General features: G+C 63.1%; 14 protein-coding genes. 9 read left to right on the forward strand and 5 right to left on the reverse strand.

Features of this window, described 5'->3' with window-relative positions:
* Positions 1-227: 227 nt before the first annotated feature.
* The 4 genes from AC0QUY_RS10935 to AC0QUY_RS10950 all read left to right on the forward strand — a co-directional run bounded on the left by AC0QUY_RS10935 (position 228) and on the right by AC0QUY_RS10950 (position 5,834).
* Positions 228-989, forward strand: a complete 762-nt coding sequence (locus tag AC0QUY_RS10935; protein WP_161852671.1) for an SDR family NAD(P)-dependent oxidoreductase — start codon at positions 228-230, stop codon at positions 987-989.
* Between the two features lie 41 nt (positions 990-1,030).
* The gene (locus AC0QUY_RS10940; protein ID WP_475386838.1) at positions 1,031-1,867 is read left to right on the forward strand and encodes an enoyl-CoA hydratase family protein; all 837 of its coding nucleotides are present in this window, start codon (positions 1,031-1,033) and stop codon (positions 1,865-1,867) included.
* A 180-nt stretch (positions 1,868-2,047) separates the two neighbouring features.
* Positions 2,048-4,396, forward strand: coding sequence for a bifunctional salicylyl-CoA 5-hydroxylase/oxidoreductase (locus tag AC0QUY_RS10945; RefSeq protein WP_475386839.1), 2,349 nt, complete (start codon positions 2,048-2,050; stop codon positions 4,394-4,396).
* 184 nt (positions 4,397-4,580) lie between these two features.
* Positions 4,581-5,834 carry a flavin-dependent oxidoreductase gene (locus AC0QUY_RS10950; protein WP_475386840.1) on the forward strand — a complete coding sequence of 418 codons (1,254 nt, stop codon included), beginning with the start codon at positions 4,581-4,583 and terminating at the stop codon, positions 5,832-5,834.
* Between the two features lie 103 nt (positions 5,835-5,937).
* On the opposite strand, the gene AC0QUY_RS10955 is transcribed toward AC0QUY_RS10950, so the two are convergent.
* Both AC0QUY_RS10955 and AC0QUY_RS10960 read right to left on the reverse strand, forming a co-directional pair.
* On the reverse strand, positions 5,938-6,393 hold the full coding sequence (locus AC0QUY_RS10955; RefSeq protein ID WP_475386841.1) for a cupin domain-containing protein: 456 nt from the start codon (positions 6,391-6,393) through the stop codon (positions 5,938-5,940).
* 17 nt (positions 6,394-6,410) lie between these two features.
* The gene (locus AC0QUY_RS10960; RefSeq protein WP_475386842.1) at positions 6,411-7,583 is read right to left on the reverse strand and encodes an ABC transporter substrate-binding protein; all 1,173 of its coding nucleotides are present in this window, start codon (positions 7,581-7,583) and stop codon (positions 6,411-6,413) included.
* 212 nt (positions 7,584-7,795) lie between these two features.
* Here AC0QUY_RS10960 and AC0QUY_RS10965 point away from each other — a divergent pair, with 212 nt between their 5' ends.
* A complete protein-coding gene (locus AC0QUY_RS10965; RefSeq protein ID WP_161852677.1) occupies positions 7,796-8,290 on the forward strand; it encodes a MarR family winged helix-turn-helix transcriptional regulator in 495 nt (164 codons plus the stop codon).
* 183 nt (positions 8,291-8,473) lie between these two features.
* Here AC0QUY_RS10965 and AC0QUY_RS10970 read toward each other — a convergent pair whose 3' ends face one another.
* Positions 8,474-9,493, reverse strand: coding sequence for an AraC family transcriptional regulator (locus tag AC0QUY_RS10970; RefSeq protein WP_475386843.1), 1,020 nt, complete (start codon positions 9,491-9,493; stop codon positions 8,474-8,476).
* A gap of 267 nt (positions 9,494-9,760) precedes the next feature.
* Here AC0QUY_RS10970 and AC0QUY_RS10975 point away from each other — a divergent pair, with 267 nt between their 5' ends.
* From AC0QUY_RS10975 to AC0QUY_RS10990, 4 genes are all read left to right on the forward strand, one after another.
* Complete coding sequence (locus AC0QUY_RS10975; protein WP_161852679.1) at positions 9,761-10,210, forward strand: cupin domain-containing protein; 450 nt, start codon at positions 9,761-9,763, stop codon at positions 10,208-10,210.
* 44 nt (positions 10,211-10,254) lie between these two features.
* On the forward strand, positions 10,255-11,745 hold the full coding sequence (locus AC0QUY_RS10980) for a flavin-containing monooxygenase (RefSeq protein ID WP_475386844.1): 1,491 nt from the start codon (positions 10,255-10,257) through the stop codon (positions 11,743-11,745).
* A 164-nt stretch (positions 11,746-11,909) separates the two neighbouring features.
* Positions 11,910-13,607 (forward strand): benzoate-CoA ligase family protein, encoded by a 1,698-nt coding sequence (locus tag AC0QUY_RS10985; protein ID WP_475386845.1) that lies wholly within the window; start codon positions 11,910-11,912, stop codon positions 13,605-13,607.
* 26 nt (positions 13,608-13,633) lie between these two features.
* Positions 13,634-14,104, forward strand: a complete 471-nt coding sequence (locus AC0QUY_RS10990; protein ID WP_475386846.1) for a RidA family protein — start codon at positions 13,634-13,636, stop codon at positions 14,102-14,104.
* Between the two features lie 23 nt (positions 14,105-14,127).
* On the opposite strand, the gene kynA is transcribed toward AC0QUY_RS10990, so the two are convergent.
* Both kynA and kynU read right to left on the reverse strand, forming a co-directional pair.
* Positions 14,128-14,967 carry a tryptophan 2,3-dioxygenase gene (gene kynA, locus AC0QUY_RS10995; RefSeq protein WP_475386847.1) on the reverse strand — a complete coding sequence of 280 codons (840 nt, stop codon included), beginning with the start codon at positions 14,965-14,967 and terminating at the stop codon, positions 14,128-14,130.
* Positions 14,964-16,157 carry a kynureninase gene (kynU, locus tag AC0QUY_RS11000; protein ID WP_475386848.1) on the reverse strand — a complete coding sequence of 398 codons (1,194 nt, stop codon included), beginning with the start codon at positions 16,155-16,157 and terminating at the stop codon, positions 14,964-14,966. The genes kynA and kynU overlap by 4 nt, the downstream gene beginning before the upstream one ends.
* Positions 16,158-16,305: the final 148 nt, after the last annotated feature.

Genomic DNA, 16,305 nt, shown 5'->3' on the forward strand with positions numbered 1-16,305 from the left:
TGCCGACGGAGCTCTGCATCCACCGTCATTGCGAGGAGCGAAGCGACGAAGCAATTCATCTATCTCCGCGTCGAAATATGGATTGCTTCGCTTCGCTCGCAATGACGCGGATAGGTCGCGGCGTACTGGATACCCCCGCCTGCGCGGGGTATGACGGTCCGGGGCCTTCCTTGCAAAAGCTTGAAGTTTAAAATATATGCTGAACCTTCATCCTGGAGGCCTGACCGATGTCCCAATTGTCGCGTTCCTCCCATGCGCTCGTCACCGGTGGCGGGCGGGGCATTGGTCTTGCGATATCGGCGGCGCTGTCGAAGGCCGGTGCGACGGTCACGGTGCTCGGCCGCAACCGCGCGACGCTCGATGAAGCCGTTGCATCCGGCGTAGCACAGTTCGCGGCCATGGCCGATGTCGCCGACCAGGCGTCGGTCAAATCGGCCGTTACGGAAGCGGCCGCGCGGCAACCGATCGACATCCTCATTGCCAATGCGGGCGCGGCGGAGTCAGCGCCGTTCGGCCGTTCCGATGCGGCATTGTTCCAGCGGATGATGGACGTCAATTTCATGGGTGTGGTCCATGCCGCGCAGGCGGTCCTGCCTGGAATGGTGGAACGCCGCCGCGGGCGGATCATCGCCGTCGCGTCTACTGCGGGGCTCAAGGGCTACGCCTATGTCTCGGCCTACAGCGCGGCGAAGCACGCCGTCATCGGACTCGTCCGTTCACTGGCGCTGGAGACGGCGAAGAGCGGCGTCACCGTCAACGCCGTCTGCCCCGGCTTCACCGAAACCGACCTGCTCGAAGGCTCGATCGACAACATCATCAAGAAGACTGGGCGCAGCCGCGAGCAGGCGATCGCCGAACTGGCAAAGCACAATCCACAAGGACGCCTCGTCGCGCCGTCAGAAGTGGCCGACGCCGTGCTGTGGCTGTGCGGCGAGGGCGCAGGCGCCATCACCGGGCAGGCTATTGCCGTGGCAGGCGGAGAAGTCTGATCGGCCGCCATATTGATAACGATTGAATTCAGGGAGAGATCATGAGCAAGCCCGCAAACCCCGTCACGCTGCCGCTGGCGGATTATTCGCCGAAGCATTTTCTGCTCGCTGTCGTCGATCGCGTCGCGACCGTCACGCTGAACAGGCCCGAGCGAAAGAATCCGCTGACCTTCGAAAGCTATCGCGAGCTCACCGATTTCTTCCGCGCCTGCGCGATGGACGATGAGGTCAAGACCGTCGTCGTGACCGGCGCGGGCGGCAATTTTTCGTCCGGCGGCGACGTGTTCGAGATCATCGGTCCCTTGATCCAGATGGATACCAAGGGATTGACCGCCTTCACGCGCATGACCGGCGATCTGGTGAAGGCGATGCGCGCCTGCCCGCAGCCGATCGTGGCCGCCGTCGAAGGCATCTGCGCCGGCGCGGGCGCGATCATCGCGATGGCGTCCGACCTGCGGCTGGCGGCCACCGGCGCCAAGGTAGCGTTCCTCTTCAACAAGGTTGGGCTCGCCGGCTGCGACATGGGCGCCTGCGCGATCCTGCCGCGCATCATCGGCCAGTCGCGCGCATCGGAACTGCTCTATACCGGCCGCTTCATGACGGCGGAGGAGGGCGAGAAATGGGGCTTCTTCTCCAGGATCGTCACCCCGGAACAGGTGTTGCCGCAGGCGCAACTGTTGGGCAAGCAGATTGCCGAAGGGCCGACTTTCGCCAACACCATGACCAAGCGCATGCTGGCGATGGAATGGGCGATGTCGGTGGAAGAGGCGATCGAGGCCGAAGCCGTGGCCCAGGCGCTCTGCATGACCACGGAAGATTTCAATCGCGCGTTCGAGGCGTTTTCGAACAAGCGGACCCCGGCGTTCCAGGGAAATTGAAGGACCATGTAGCCCGGGTGGAGTGCAGCGAAACCCGGGACCACAGCCTTTCAGGCGAGAATCCCGGGTTGCGCTTCGCTTCACCCGGGCTACGGGTAACCAACGGCCCCCTTGCCAAAAATTATTTTAGGCTTAAAGTAATTTCCGGACGAGCCCGACAGCCTGTTTCGGAGGCGGCAGATGAAGATCGCGATTATCGGCGGCGGACCGGCCGGTCTCTATGCCGCGATCCTCTTGAAAAAGCAGCGGCCGCAGGCCGAGATCACGGTCTATGAGCGCAACCGCGCCGACGACACCTTCGGCTTCGGCGTGGTGTTCTCCGACGCCACGCTGGACAATTTCGAGAAATACGATCCGCCCAGCTATCGCCGCATCACCGAGGAATTCGCCTATTGGGACGACATCGCGGTGCATTTCCGCGGCACCGTGCATCGCGTCGGCGGCAACGGCTTTTGCGGCTGCTCGCGCCGGACGCTGCTGTTGATCCTGCAGGAGCGCGCCCGCGAACTCGGCGTCACACTGCTGTTCGAAACCGACATCGATGACGAAGCCCGCTTCGCCGATACCGATCTGATCGTGCTCGCCGATGGCATCAACAGCCGCTTCCGCGACAAGCACATCGAGCATTTCCAGCCGCAGGTCGACCTCCGTTCCAACAAGTTCGCCTGGATGGGCTCGACCCGGCCGCTCGACGCCTTCACTTTCATCTTCCAGGAGACCGAGTGGGGGCCGTTCATCGCCCATGCCTATCAATACGAGGCGGGACGCTCGACCTGGATCTTTGAGACCGATGCGGAGACTTTTAAGCGCGCCGGCCTCGAAGGCCTGGATGAACAGCAATCCGCCGACCGGATGGCCAAGATTTTCGACTGGTTCCTCGACGGCCATCCGCTGCTGATCAACCGCTCGATGTGGCGTAATTTCCCGATGATCCGCAGCCAGCGCTGGGTCAAGGGCAACATGGTGCTGCTTGGCGACGCCAAGGCGACCGCGCATTTCTCGATCGGTTCTGGCACCAAGCTCGCGATGGAAGACGCGATTGCGCTTGCGGATGCGATGGCGCAGGCGCCGACCGTCGACGCAGCATTGCAGACCTACGAGCACGGCCGGCGCGAGGAGGTCGAGAAGACCCAGCATGCCGCCGACGTGTCGCTGGTCTGGTTCGAACATGTCGACCGCTTCTGGGATTTCGATCCCGTGCAGTTCGCGTTCGGCGTCATGACCCGCGCCAAGGCGATCACCTACGATAACCTCACGCTGCGCGCGCCGGAGTTCGTCCGCGAGGTTGACAAGGCCTTTGCCAAGCAGGTGCGCGGCAAGGGCTTTGATGTCGATGTCGACAAGCCGGTCGCGCCGATGTTCCAGCCGTTGAAGCTTCGCGAGATGGAGGTCAAGAACCGCGCGGTGGTGTCGCCGATGTGCATGTACTCGGCGAAGGAGGGCGTGCCGACCGATTTCCATCTGGTGCATTACGGCTCGCGCGCGATCGGCGGCGCCGGCCTGATGTTCACGGAGATGACCTGCGTCGGCCGCGATGCCCGCATCACGCCCGGCTGCGCCGGCTTGTGGAACGACGAGCAGCAGGCCGCCTGGACGCGGATCGTCGATTTCGTGCACGCCAATTCTGCTGCCAAGATCTGCCTGCAGCTCGGCCATGCCGGCCGCAAGGGCGCGACCAAATTAATGTGGGAGGGAATGGACCGGCCGCTGGAGCAAGGCGGCTGGGACGTGATCTCGGCGTCGCCGTTGCCTTACTTCCCCGACAGCCAGGTGCCGCGCGAGATGGATCGTACGGCAATGGACCACGTCAAGCAGGAGTTCGTGGCGGCCACCTTGCGCGGCGTGGCCTGCGGTTTCGACATGCTCGAGATGCACTGCGCCCATGGCTATTTGCTGGCGAGTTTCATCTCGCCGCTGACCAATCAGCGGACGGATGAATATGGCGGCACGCTCGCCAACCGGCTGCGCTATCCGCTGGAAGTGTTCGAGGCGATGCGCGCGGCGTGGCCGGCGCACAAGCCGATGTCGGTTCGCATCTCCGCGACCGACTGGGCCGCGGGCGGCATTACCGGCGACGACGCGGTCGCGGTTGCGCGCGCCTTCGGCGAGGCCGGCGTCGATCTGGTCGATGTCTCCACCGGCCAGACCGTGCGTGACGCGCAGCCGATCTATGGCCGCATGTTCCAGACGCCGTTCTCCGATCAGGTCCGTAACGAGGCCCGGGTCGCCACCATGTGCGTCGGGAACATCACGACCGCGGATCAGGTGAACACAATTCTCGCCGCTGGTCGCGCCGACCTGGTGGCGCTCGGCCGGCCGCACCTGGTCGATCCGTCCTTCACGATGCGGGCGGCGGCCTGGTATGGCGCCGATATCGCTTGTCCGCCACAATATCTGCCCGGCAAGGAACAAATCTTCCGCAACAGCGTGCGCGACCGGCAGGATTTTGAAGACCTCAAAATTAAGGGTAAGCCGAAAACCCGCGCCGAGTTGAAAGCCGAAGCGACAAAGCCGCTTGCAGCCGAATAGGCCGAATGGCAGGCTCAGACTCTATCCCTCTCTCCCCGCCCTTCGCGGGGAGAGGGTCGGGGTGAGGGGCTTTCTCCGCGAGCAGTGAACGCGGCGAGTGCAGTACCCCCCCACCCGGATCGCAAGGGCGATCCGACCTTTCCCCGCAAGCGGGCGAGGTTGAGGGAAGAGAGTGGAGTAGCGCATGAAAGCACTCATCGTCGGAGGCGGCATCGGAGGCCTCACCACCGCGCTGATGTTGCGCGCCCGCGGCATCGATTGCGAACTGTTCGAACAGTCTGACAGCATCCGCGAACTCGGCGTCGGAATCAACACGCTGCCGCATGCGATCAGGGAATTGACGGGCCTCGGGCTATTGGACCGGCTCGATGCGGCCGCCATCCGCACCGATCAATTGTATTACCTCAACCGCCACGGCCAGGAAGTCTGGCGCGAGCCGCGCGGGCTCGATGCCGGCCACGACGTGCCGCAATTCTCGGTTCATCGCGGCCGCCTGCAGAGCGTGATCCACCGCGCCGTCGAGGAACGGCTTGGTCATGAGGCGATCCACACCGGCTGCCGTCTCGGCGCATTCGCGCAGCATGAGGGCGGTGTGGTCGCGCACTTCTTCGACCGCAGCGGCGCCCATGTCAAAACCGCGCGCGGCGATATTCTGATCGGCGCCGACGGCATTCATTCGCGTGTACGCGAGGTGCTGTTTCCGGACGAGGGGCCGCCGTGCTGGAACGGGCTGATGCTGTGGCGCGGCGCGCGCGACTGGCCGGCGTTCCTGACCGGCCGCTCGATGATCGTGGCCGGCGGGCTGAACGCCAAAGTGGTGATCTATCCGATTGCGGAAGGATCGAGCCCGTCGAGCCGGCTGACCAACTGGGCCGTCATGGTGAGGATCGGCGACGGTAACGCGCCGCCACCGCGCCGCGAGGATTGGTCGCGGCCCGGCAAGCGCGAGGAACTGATGCCGCATGTCGAGCGGTTCAAGGTGCCGCACGTCGACGTGCGCAGCCTGATCTCGGCGACGCCGGAATTTTATGAATATCCGTGCTGCGACCGCGATCCGCTGCCATACTGGACCTGGGGCCGGGTGACACTGCTCGGCGACGCCGCGCATCCGATGTATCCGGTCGGATCGAACGGCGCGTCGCAGGCGATTCTCGATGCCCGTGCGCTGGCCGACGAACTGGCGCGTAGCGAACATCCGCGTCAGGCGCTGGTGGCCTATGAGCAGAAGCGCCTGCCGATGACGGCGGAGATCGTGCGCGCGAATCGCCGCGGCGGTCCCGAAGGCGTAATCGACGCCGTCGAGCAATTGGCGCCGGATGGCTTTAGCGATATCGAGAACGTGCTGAGCCACGCCCAGCGCGAGGCGATCGTCCGCGGTTATGCTTCCAAGGCCGGCTTTGCGGCGCCGCCGCTGGGATTGGCCGCAGTTCGGGGGTAATCAAACCCGTAGCCCGGATGGAGCGAAGCGAAATCCGGGGTTCGTTCAGCAGCAGCGGTCCCAGGTTTCGCGACGCTCCACCCGGGCTACGAACCTGAACGCCTCACGCCCCCGGAGGCGGCGGCAGGAAGTGGATGTTGTGCTCGGCCGCGAGCGCCACCACCGCGTCCGGCGTCTGCTCCTTCATGTTGTGGATCGCCCAGAACAGATCATAGAGCCGCCGTGTCGGCGACACCCAGAACAACGTTTTTGCGGTGCGGCCGGACTTGTTGAAGATGCCGTGCGGCTTGCCCATCGGCAGCCGCACCAGATCGCCCGGGGTCGCCTGCGTGTCGGCGCCGTCGAGGAAGAAGTCGAGCTGACCCTCGAGGATATAGAGATATTCGTCCTGGTCCGGATGAATATGCGGCGGCACGAAGGTATCGGGCGGGAACGTCGCGTGCCAGGAGAAGGAATGCTCGGTGACGTTTTTCGGCACATAGGTCTGGCCGAGAATGCTCCAGGAAATTCCCTGAATGCCCTCGTTGGCGCGGGTGATGCCGGCGATTTCGGTTTTCATCGTCTTGTTCCCTCCTGTTATTTGGCCGCGCAGTCCTTGGCGTAACGGTCGCCGTAGTTGGAAAACACCTTCTCGACGATCTCGGTCTGGAATTTTCCGTCTGGACGCTTGGCGACCTTGGTCAGATAGAAATTCTGGATCGGATAGCCGTTGACGTTGAACTTGAAGTCGCCGCGCAGCGAGGCGAACTCGGCCTTCTTCAGCGCCGCCGACACCGCTTCCTTGTTCTTCAGATCGCCCTTCACCGCCTTCACCGCGCTGTCGATCAGCAAGGCCGTGTCATAGCCCTGCATCGCGTAGGTGCCGGGCACGCTGTTGTAGGCAGCCTCGTAAGCGGCGACGAACTTCTTGCTCTGCGGGTTGTCCATGTCGGGTGCCCAGTTGGCGCCGCCGAACATGCCGACGGCGGCATCCTGCTGCGCGGGCAGGGTGGATTCATCGACGGTGAACGCTGACAGCACCGGGATTTTGTCGGCAAGGCCGGCCTGCCGGTACTGCTTGACGAGGCCAACGCCCATGCCGCCCGGCATGAAGGTGAAGAGAGCATCGACCTTGGAGGAGGCGATCTTGGTCAACTCGACCTGGAAATCCAGCGTGCCGAGCGGCGTGTAGCTTTCCTCCGCGATCTCGCCCTTGTAATCGAGCTTGAATCCGGCCGCCGAATCCTTGCCGGCCTGATAGTTCGGCACCAGCACATACATGCGCTTGTAGCCGCGATCCTGCGCGACCTTGCCGAGGATCTCGTGAACCTGGTCGTTCTGGTAGGAGGTCACGTAGAAGAACGGGTTGCACTCCTTGCCGGCATAGCTCGACGGCCCGGCGTTCGGGCTGATCAGGAACGTCTTGTTCTCGGTCACCGGCCGGTGAATCGCCTGCAAAATGTTGGAGAAGATCGGCCCCACCACGAAATCGACCTTCTCGCGCTCGAGCAGGCCCTTGGCCTTGGTCACGGCGCCATCGGGCTTGAGTTCGTCGTCGACGACAACGACCTCGACGTCTTTGCCGCCCATCTTGCCGCCGAGATCCTTGATTGCGAGTTGGAGGCCGTCGCGGGATTGCTGGCCGAGCACGGCTGCCGGGCCGGACAAGGTCGTGATCACGCCGATCTTGATTTTCTCCTGCGCTGCGGCGGGAGCCGCGGCAACACCCAACACAACGGCAAGTCCCGTCAGCTTCAACGACTGCTTCATGATTATTCCTCCGTTTCGCCTCTGCGGCCGAAACTCACGCCACGCCAGATGCTTGAAGCGCAGCTTATTCTGACGTCGACTGCACCTGCAAGCAGAACGCTTCCATGCAAGCCATGCGCCAATTGCTTGAAACCTAAAGAAATCTGGGCAATGATCGCAGAGCTGCGCTCTGTTCGGATCGCCGAACACCCAAGCCGGACAAGATTTGCATCATGACCCTCGATTCAGAGACCAAGGCCGTCGAACTGCCGGAACATCATGGCGATGAGCTCAGGCTGTGGCTTCGCCTGCTGACCTGCACGACCCTGATCGAGGGCGAGGTGCGCAGCCGCCTGCGCGAACGCTTCGACGTCACGCTGCCGCGATTCGATCTGATGGCCCAGCTCGACAAGGTGCCGGAGGGCATGACGCTGTCAGACGTTTCCAAGCGGATGATGGTCTCGAACGGCAACGTCACCGGCCTGGTCGAGCGCCTCGTCGAGTCCGGGCATCTCGATCGCCGCACGTCGGACGCCGATCGCCGCGTTCAGGTGATCCGCCTGACCAAGGCTGGCCGCGTCGAATTCCGCAAGATGGCGGCGGAACACGAATTATGGATCGCCGATGTTTTCGGCGACCTGACACCAAAGGATGTTCGAGATTTGATGCGCCTGTTGGCCAAGACCAAGGCGTCGGCGCAGAAATCCGCGAAGGCGCGGACGGGCTGAGGCTGCGCGGGAAGGATGAAATGAATCATTTTCCGTCATGGCCGGGCATAGCCGTCTGAAGGACGGCGTCGCTTCCGCTCGCCTATGCCCGGCCATCCACGTCTTTTCTTGCTCGATGGGAATAAAGACGTGGATGCCCGGCACAAGGCCGGGCATGACGAGCCATAATCTTGAGATGACGCGTTAGTGCATCCTGCGCAGGGTCGCCGAGGGCGTCTCGCCGAATTTGGCGCGATAGGCGCTGGCCATTCGGCTGAGATGGGTAAACCCGAGCTCGAATGCGATGTCGGTGATGCTGTCGTCAGGGCAGGCGGCGGTCAATCTGCCGTTGAGATGCGCAAGGCGGATGTCGCGCAGCATCTCCGAGATTGATGTTCTAAAGTGCCGCTGGAAGCCGAGTTGCAGCGCACGGATGCCTGTGCCGGCGGCTGAAGCAAGCTCTGAGAGGTCGAGCGGCTCGTCCGCATGCGCAGAGAGGAATTCGCGTGCCCGCCGTAACGATTGCGGCAGCGCTTCGGCCCGGCCGCCAAACCGTTCGATCGCGTCGCTCGCGCTGTGGCGCTGGCCGCGGAGCAAGCCGCTCAACAGCGTCTCGCGCAGATCGGTAGCCGCTATCGGCGAAAGCGGCCGTTGCGGTCCAAGCCGTTCGGCGAGATCGACGAACTCCAAAATCCGCGACTGAAGTGCCCGGCCGGCTGCGGAGGAGAGATCGATCGCCGGCTCGAACTCGACCGCGGCCGTCGGCTGGCCCGACAGCGCCGCGGACCGCTGCTCCAGGAGACGGCGATCGACCAGCACGATGATCTGGGCGCAATTGCTCTCCCAGGTCATCCGCGTGGGAATCGTCGGCGATAACAGCGAAGCGCAGGTGCCGGGAGTGGTTGCGATATCGTGCGAAGCGGTTCGGATCCGCGCTGCGCCGTGCACGGGAATTTGCAGCAGGAAGAAGCGCTCAAGACAGCCGGGATCAATCGACACCGATCCGCCATAGGCGACATAGTTGACGGACAGGCCGCCAAAGACCGCGCTGTTGTGCAGAGCAAAGAATTCGGGTGACGTGTTGTGTTCGGGCGTCAGTCGATGCGGGCAGAATATCCGCCCGACCGCGTCGGCGGCAGCATCGACACTGTCGGTCGAAACGCGGTTGAACGCGGTCAGCCGAACCGTCGGATCATGCCTGACAATGCTGGTGCCCGTCGCCACGGCCCGGCTCTCCGCATTATTTGAAGCCTATAATATCTGCCGGCGACCGGGTTGGAAAGGCGATTTGGTGGCCGCTGGTGCCTGATCGGAAGGCAGCCGGTGCGATCACGCAGCCTCCCGTTCATTTCGCGCCGCAACAATCCGAAATTTTCGTTGCCGGGTCGCGCAGATTCGTTTTGCGGCTAGACGGTCGCCGCGGCCCGATCCAGCCTGCGCGGACCATTCGCAACGTCGCAACCACATCAACCCGCGATACAGGAGATGACAATGGCAGCGCTCGAAAAAGGCATCACCGCCAACGGCACCGGCTATGGCGGCAAGACCTGGAACATCCTGGGTCAGGTCTACTTCCCCAAGGCGGTCACCGATTCGACCTTTGCCTTCGAGACCAACAGCGAGCCCGGCCAGTTCGTGCCAGTGCATGTCCACCCGACGCAGGATGAATTCATCCTGGTGCAGGAGGGCACCCTCGACCTCAAGCTCGACGGCGTCTGGGTGCAGGCCAAGGCCGGCGACCTTGTCCGGATGCCGCGCGGCATCCCGCATGGCTACTTCAACAAATCCGACAAGCCGGCGCGCGCGCTGTTCTGGGTGTCGCCGATGCAGAAGCTCGAGGCGCTGTTCAACCAGCTCCACAATCTGACCGACCCCGCAGAGGTGGTCCGGATCTCGGCGCAGCATGAAGTGAACTTCCTGCCGCCCGAGGCGAACGAGTAGAGCACAACAATCGAGTCCAGGCCAATCCTTGCGGGAGAGTTGTCATGATCAGGCAGAAACAGGTTTGTATCATCGGCGCTGGCGTATCGGGTTTGGCGGCTGCAAAAGCTTTCGCCGCGCGCGGTCATCAGATCACGATCATTGAGCGCAGCGGCGATCTTGGCGGCGTCTGGGAGCCGGCGCGATCCTATCCCGAGGTGCAAACGCAAAGCCCGAAGGATCTCTATCGTTACACCGACAAGGCGATGCCGGATTCCTATCCGGAATGGCCGAAGGGGCCGCAGGTCCATGCCTATCTGACCGAATACGCAAAGGACAACAATCTCCTCGGCGCGATCCGCTTCAACACGACGGTGGTGCAGATGGACCGTCGGCCGGACTCGAAACCGGGATGGCGGCTCGACCTGCGCGGGCCGGATGGCAGCACCAGCCACGCAGATTTCGATTTCGTCGCGGTCTGCACCGGGCAGTTCAACGAGCCGCAGACGCTTAGTCTGCCCGGCGAAGACGCCTTCAAGGCGCAGGGCGGGCGCATCCTGCACTCCTCGAAATACAACGATCCTGATATTGCCAAGGGCCGCAGGGTTGTCGTGCTCGGCGGTTCGAAATCGGCGACGGATATTGCCGTCAACGCGGTCAATTCCGGCGCCGCCGAAGTCACGCTGGTGTACCGCGAGCCGGTGTGGCGGATTCCCTATTTCATCGGCGGCCTCGTCAACTTCAAACGCATTCTCTACATCCGCGCGCAGGAGGAGATGTTCAAAAGCTGGGGCATCGGCGCGATGTCGCGGTTTGCCCATGCGGTCGCAAAGCCGTTTGTCTGGGCCAATTGGCGCGGGCTGGAGAGTCTCCTGAAGGTTCAGCTCAGGCTCGGCAAGTGCGACATGGTGCCGAAGGAGCGGATCGAGGATGGCGTCAACTGCTCGGTGCCGATCGCAACGCCCGGATTCTTTCCGATGGTCGCCGACGGCCGTATCAAGGCTATCAGAGGCAGCTTCGAACGTTACGAGGGCAATTCCATCGTGATGACCGGCGGGCAGCGCGTCCAGGCTGACGTCGCCGTGCTCGCGATCGGCTATAAATTAGGCGTGCCGTTCCTGCCGCAGGCATACCGTGAAAAACTCGTCGATTCCGACGGGCAGTATCGGCTCTATCGCCTGATCGCCAATCCAGACCTGCCGGAAATGGGATTCGTCGGCTTCAACTCGAGTTTCTGCACGGTGTTGTGCGCGGACCTCGCGGCGAACTGGCTGGTGCGTTACGCCGATGGCCAATTGGCGCGTCAGCCCACGCTTAAGGAAATGCAGGACAACATCGAGATGATGCTGCACTTCAGGCGCGTCGAGCGGCCGGCGGCCGGTGTCTATGGCGGGCTGTGCGTCGCACCCTATCACTTCAAGCATTTTGACGAATTGCTCGCCGATATCGGCGTGTCCGGCCGGCGGGCTAATCCGCTGGTGGAGAAATTCACCCCGCCCGATGCCGCGGCCTATGGCCGCTTCCTCGCCGCGGCGCCCGCCTATCGGGCAGCTTGAGAGGCAGGTTCCCTGCAGGGGGTAACCCCTGCGGGCAGGAAGGCGCGATCCTGATTCCGCGCTTGCGAAAAATTGTTTTAAGCCTAAAATGATTTGCGAGACGGCGTTGCCGGGCGTCCTCGATATTGATCTCGAGCCTTTCGTTGGAAGCGAGGGAGATGAAAATGTCAGGTAGAACTCCCAGCCGGACCGCTAGCCGGTCTCTTGGCCCGTCGGGCCATGTTGACGATTTTGCGCGGCGAAACCTGCCGCCATCAGAACAATGGCCGGATCTGCTGCTCGACCGGCCGGAGTTTCAGTATCCGGAATATCTCAATGCCGCGGTCGAGCTGACCGACCGGATCGTCGAAAAAGGCTGGGGCGACCGGATCGCGCTGATCGGCAACGGGCGCCAGCGCACCTACAAGGAGCTGGCCGACTGGTCCAACCGCCTAGCGCATGCGCTGGTGGAGAACTACGGCGTCAAGCCCGGCAACCGCGTTCTGATCCGCTCCGGCAACAACCCGGCGCTGGTTGCGGCATGGCTGGCGGCCACCAAGGCCGGCGCCGTCGTCGTCAACACCATGCCGATGCTGCGCGCGGGCGAGTTGAGCAAGATCGTCGACAAGGCGGAGATTGCACTGGCGCTGACCGACAGCCGCATTGCCGATGAGTTGGTCGCCTGCGCGAAGACCAGCCGATTCCTCAAGCAGGTGGTGAATTTCGACGGTACCTCCAACCACGATGCCGAGCTCGACCGGGTGGCGCTGAACAAGCCGGTGAAGTTCGACGCCGTGAAAACAGGACGCGACGACGTCGCGCTATTGGGATTCACTTCCGGCACCACGGGTGAGCCCAAGGCGACGATGCATTTCCATCGCGATCTTATGATCGTGGCCGACGGTTATGCGAGTGAAGTCCTCAACGTTACCGAGGATGATGTCTTCGTCGGGTCGCCGCCGCTGGCCTTCACCTTCGGGCTCGGAGGATTGGCGATCTTCCCGCTGCGGTTCGGCGCGACGGCGACGCTCTTGGAAAACGCGTCGCCGCCCGAGATGATCAAGATCATCGAGACCTACAAGGCGACGATCTGCTTTACCTCGCCCACCGCGTACCGTGTGATGATGACGGCGATGGACAACGGCGCCGACCTGTCGTCGCTGCGGTTGGCGGTTTCCGCCGGCGAGACGTTGCCGGCGCCGGTGTTCGAAAGCTGGACCCGCAAGACCGGCAAGACCATTCTCGACGGCATCGGCTCCACGGAACTACTCCACATCTTCATCACCAACCGCGTCGGTGACGCCGTCGCCGGGACGACAGGACGGCCGGTCGCAGGTTACGAGGCGAAGATCGTCGACGACGACATGAACGAATTGCCAGATGGTACCGTCGGCAAGCTTGCGGTGCGCGGGCCGACCGGCTGTCGCTATCTCGCGGATGCGAGGCAATCGAACTATGTGCGCGACGGCTGGAATCTGACGGGCGATTCCTTTGTTCGCGACGCCAATGGGCGGCTGTCCTTTGTCGCCCGCTCGGACGACATGATCGTTTCTTCCGGCTACAACATCGCCGGTCCCGAGGTCGAAGCAGCGCTGCTGTCGCATCCGGCCGTCGCCGAATGCGGCGTGGTCGGCGCGCCCGACGAGGCGCGCGGCATGATCGTCAAGGCTTACGTGGTTCTGGCGGGCGGCGCGGCAGCCGATGCCGCGCTGACGCAGGCGTTGCAGGATCATGTCAAACAGGCGATTGCGCCGTATAAATATCCGCGCGCGATCGAATATGTCGCGCAATTGCCGAAGACCGAAACCGGCAAGCTCCGGCGCTTTGCGCTGAGGCAGATGGCTGCGGCTAGCCCGGCGTCGCCAGGCGTCGCCGCGGAATAAGTTGTAACCCTGATGGAGAAAAGCCGGTGACTGCCCCCAAGGGCCCCACGCTGAGCGTGGTGCCTCATCCCAAGACCGATACAAAGACCGATACCCCGACGTCCACCCCGCAAGTGCTGCAGCCGAGCGGCTGGCCGATGCCGAAAGGCTACGCCAACGGCATGGCCGCCGATGGCCGGCTTGTGGTGACCGGCGGCGTGATCGGCTGGGACACCCAAGGGCATCTGGCGCCGGACTTCGTCGCGCAGGTGCGCCAGACGTTTTCCAACATTGCCGAAATTCTTGCCGAGGGCGGCGCCAAGCCAGAGCACCTGGTGCGGCTAACCTGGTATGTCGTCGACATCGAGGAATATCTCGCCAGCCTGAAGGAGCTCGGCCGCGTCTATCGCGAGATTTTCGGCGCGCATTACCCGGCGATGGCGCTGGTGCAGGTGGTGCGCCTGGTCGAGAAGGAAGCCCGCGTCGAGATCGAGGCGACGGCGGTGGTGCCGCGCTGAAACCCCCTTGTCAGGGTGTCGTCTTAAAGCTCTGTTCTCAGCTTCCAGAGTTCCGGAAAAAGTTCGACCTCGAGCATCTTGCGCAAGTAGGAGACGCCCGACGTGCCGCCGGTCCCGCGCTTCAGGCCGATAATGCGCTCGACCGTCGTGACGTGGTTGAAGCGCCAGCGGCGGAAATAGTCTTCGAAATCGACCAGCTTTTCCGCAAGCTCGTAGAGCATCCAGTGTTTTGCCGGCGACGCATAGACGGTCTTCCAGGCCGCCAAAACCTCGTCGTTCGGCGTGCGCTTGACGCGCCAGTCGGTTCGGCGTGCGTCTTCGCCGATGTCAAAACCATTGCGCGCCAATAGCAGCAGCGCCTCGTCATAGAGGCCCGGCTCGGCGAGAATTTCCTCGAGCTTGGCCGTGATGTCGGCGCGGTGGGCGTGCGGGCCCAGCAGCGCCAGATTGCGATTGCCGGCGAGGAACTCGATCGCGCGGTACTGGTATGACTGGAAACCCGAGGACTGCCCGAGCTGATCGCGAAACTCCGAATATTCGCTGGGGGTCATCGTCCGCAACACGTCCCAGGCGGTATTGAGCTGCTCAAAGATCCGGGCGATGCGCGACAGCATCTTGAAGGCGGGCTGCAACTGGTCGTGGCGGATCGCCTTGATGGCGGAACGGATTTCGTGGATGGCCAGCTTCATCCAGAGTTCGGACGTCTGGTGCTGGATGATGAACAGCAGTTCGTCATGCGCGTCCGACAGCGGCTCTTGCGCGTCCAGAACGCGTTCCAGATGCAGATAATCGCTGTAGGACATCCGCCCTTCGAACGACATCTGGGCTCCCTCACGCGGGGGCTCGTCGGGCTTGCCGGTCATGTTACGAGTGCTTTCTTGCGGTATTCCGCGGTATCCCAGCGGCGATTGGTCAGGACGTCGGCGATGATGTCGACTGCCGCGCGAACCTCGGCTTCTCCGATGTAGAGCGGCGTAAGGCCGAAGCGCATCATGTCCGGCGCGCGGAAGTCGCCGATCACGTCGCGCGCGATCAGTGCCTGCATGATCGCGTAGCCCTCCGGGTGACGAAACGAAACCTGGCTGCCGCGCCGCTTTCCGTCCCGCGGCGAAGCCAGCGTCAATTCGGGACAACGTGATTCGACTTCGCGGATGAACAGGTCGGCGAGCGCGATCGATGCCTGGCGCACGTCGGTCATGCTGACGCCGTCCCAGACGTCGAGGGCGGCGTCGAGCGCGGCCATCGCAATGATCGGGGGCGTACCGACCCGCATTCGCTCAATGCCCGGCCCGGCCCGATAGTCGAGGTCAAAGGCAAAGGGCGCATGATGACCCATCCAGCCGGAAAGCGCCGGGCGCGCCGTATCGGCGTGCTTCGGCGCGACATAGATGAAGGCCGGCGCACCGGGACCGGCATTGAGGTATTTGTAGGTGCAGCCAACGGCGAAATCGGCTTCGGCATTTTCCAACTCGACCGGAAGCGCGCCCGCGGAATGCGCCAAATCCCAGACCGTCAGCGCGCCGGCGGCATGCGCCTTGCGTGTCAGCGCGCGCATGTCGTGCAGCCGGCCGGTGCGATAGTCGACCTCGGTCAGCATCAGCACCGCGATGGTCTCGTCGATGGCGGCTTCGACGTCTTCGGGGGCCACGACCTTCAACTCGTAGCCACGGTCGAGCGATTCAAGCAGACCGCTGGCGATGTAGAGATCGGAAGGAAAGTTGCCGGTGTCCGACAGGATCACGCGCCGCGACGGATTGAGCTCGAGCGCCGAAGCCAGCGCCTGGTAGACTTTGATGGACAGCGTATCGCCTACCACCACCGTCCCGTCGGCAGCGCCGATCAACCGGCCGATGCGGTCACCGATACGCCGCGGCTGCGTCATCCACCCGGCGACGTTCCAGCCCTTGATGAGGTGCTTGCCCCATTCCTCCGATATCATGCGACCGACGCGATCGGCGGCTGCAACGGGCAGGGGACCGAGCGAATTGCCGTCCAGATAGATCACACCGTCGGGGATGGCGAACCGGGATTTTGTTCGCGTGAAATCGGTCATGTCATTCCCTGTTCCGCGCCCCCTGGAATTATTCGCGCTGACATCGATTATTTCAAGCTTAAAATTTATGGCGGGAGGCGCGCTTCCCGGTATAGACTGGTTGCGCGCGTACATCGATCCCGGCCCGACCCACAAGTTCGAATGGAAG

The sequence above is a fragment of the Bradyrhizobium sp. WYCCWR15520 genome, from assembly GCF_056174665.1.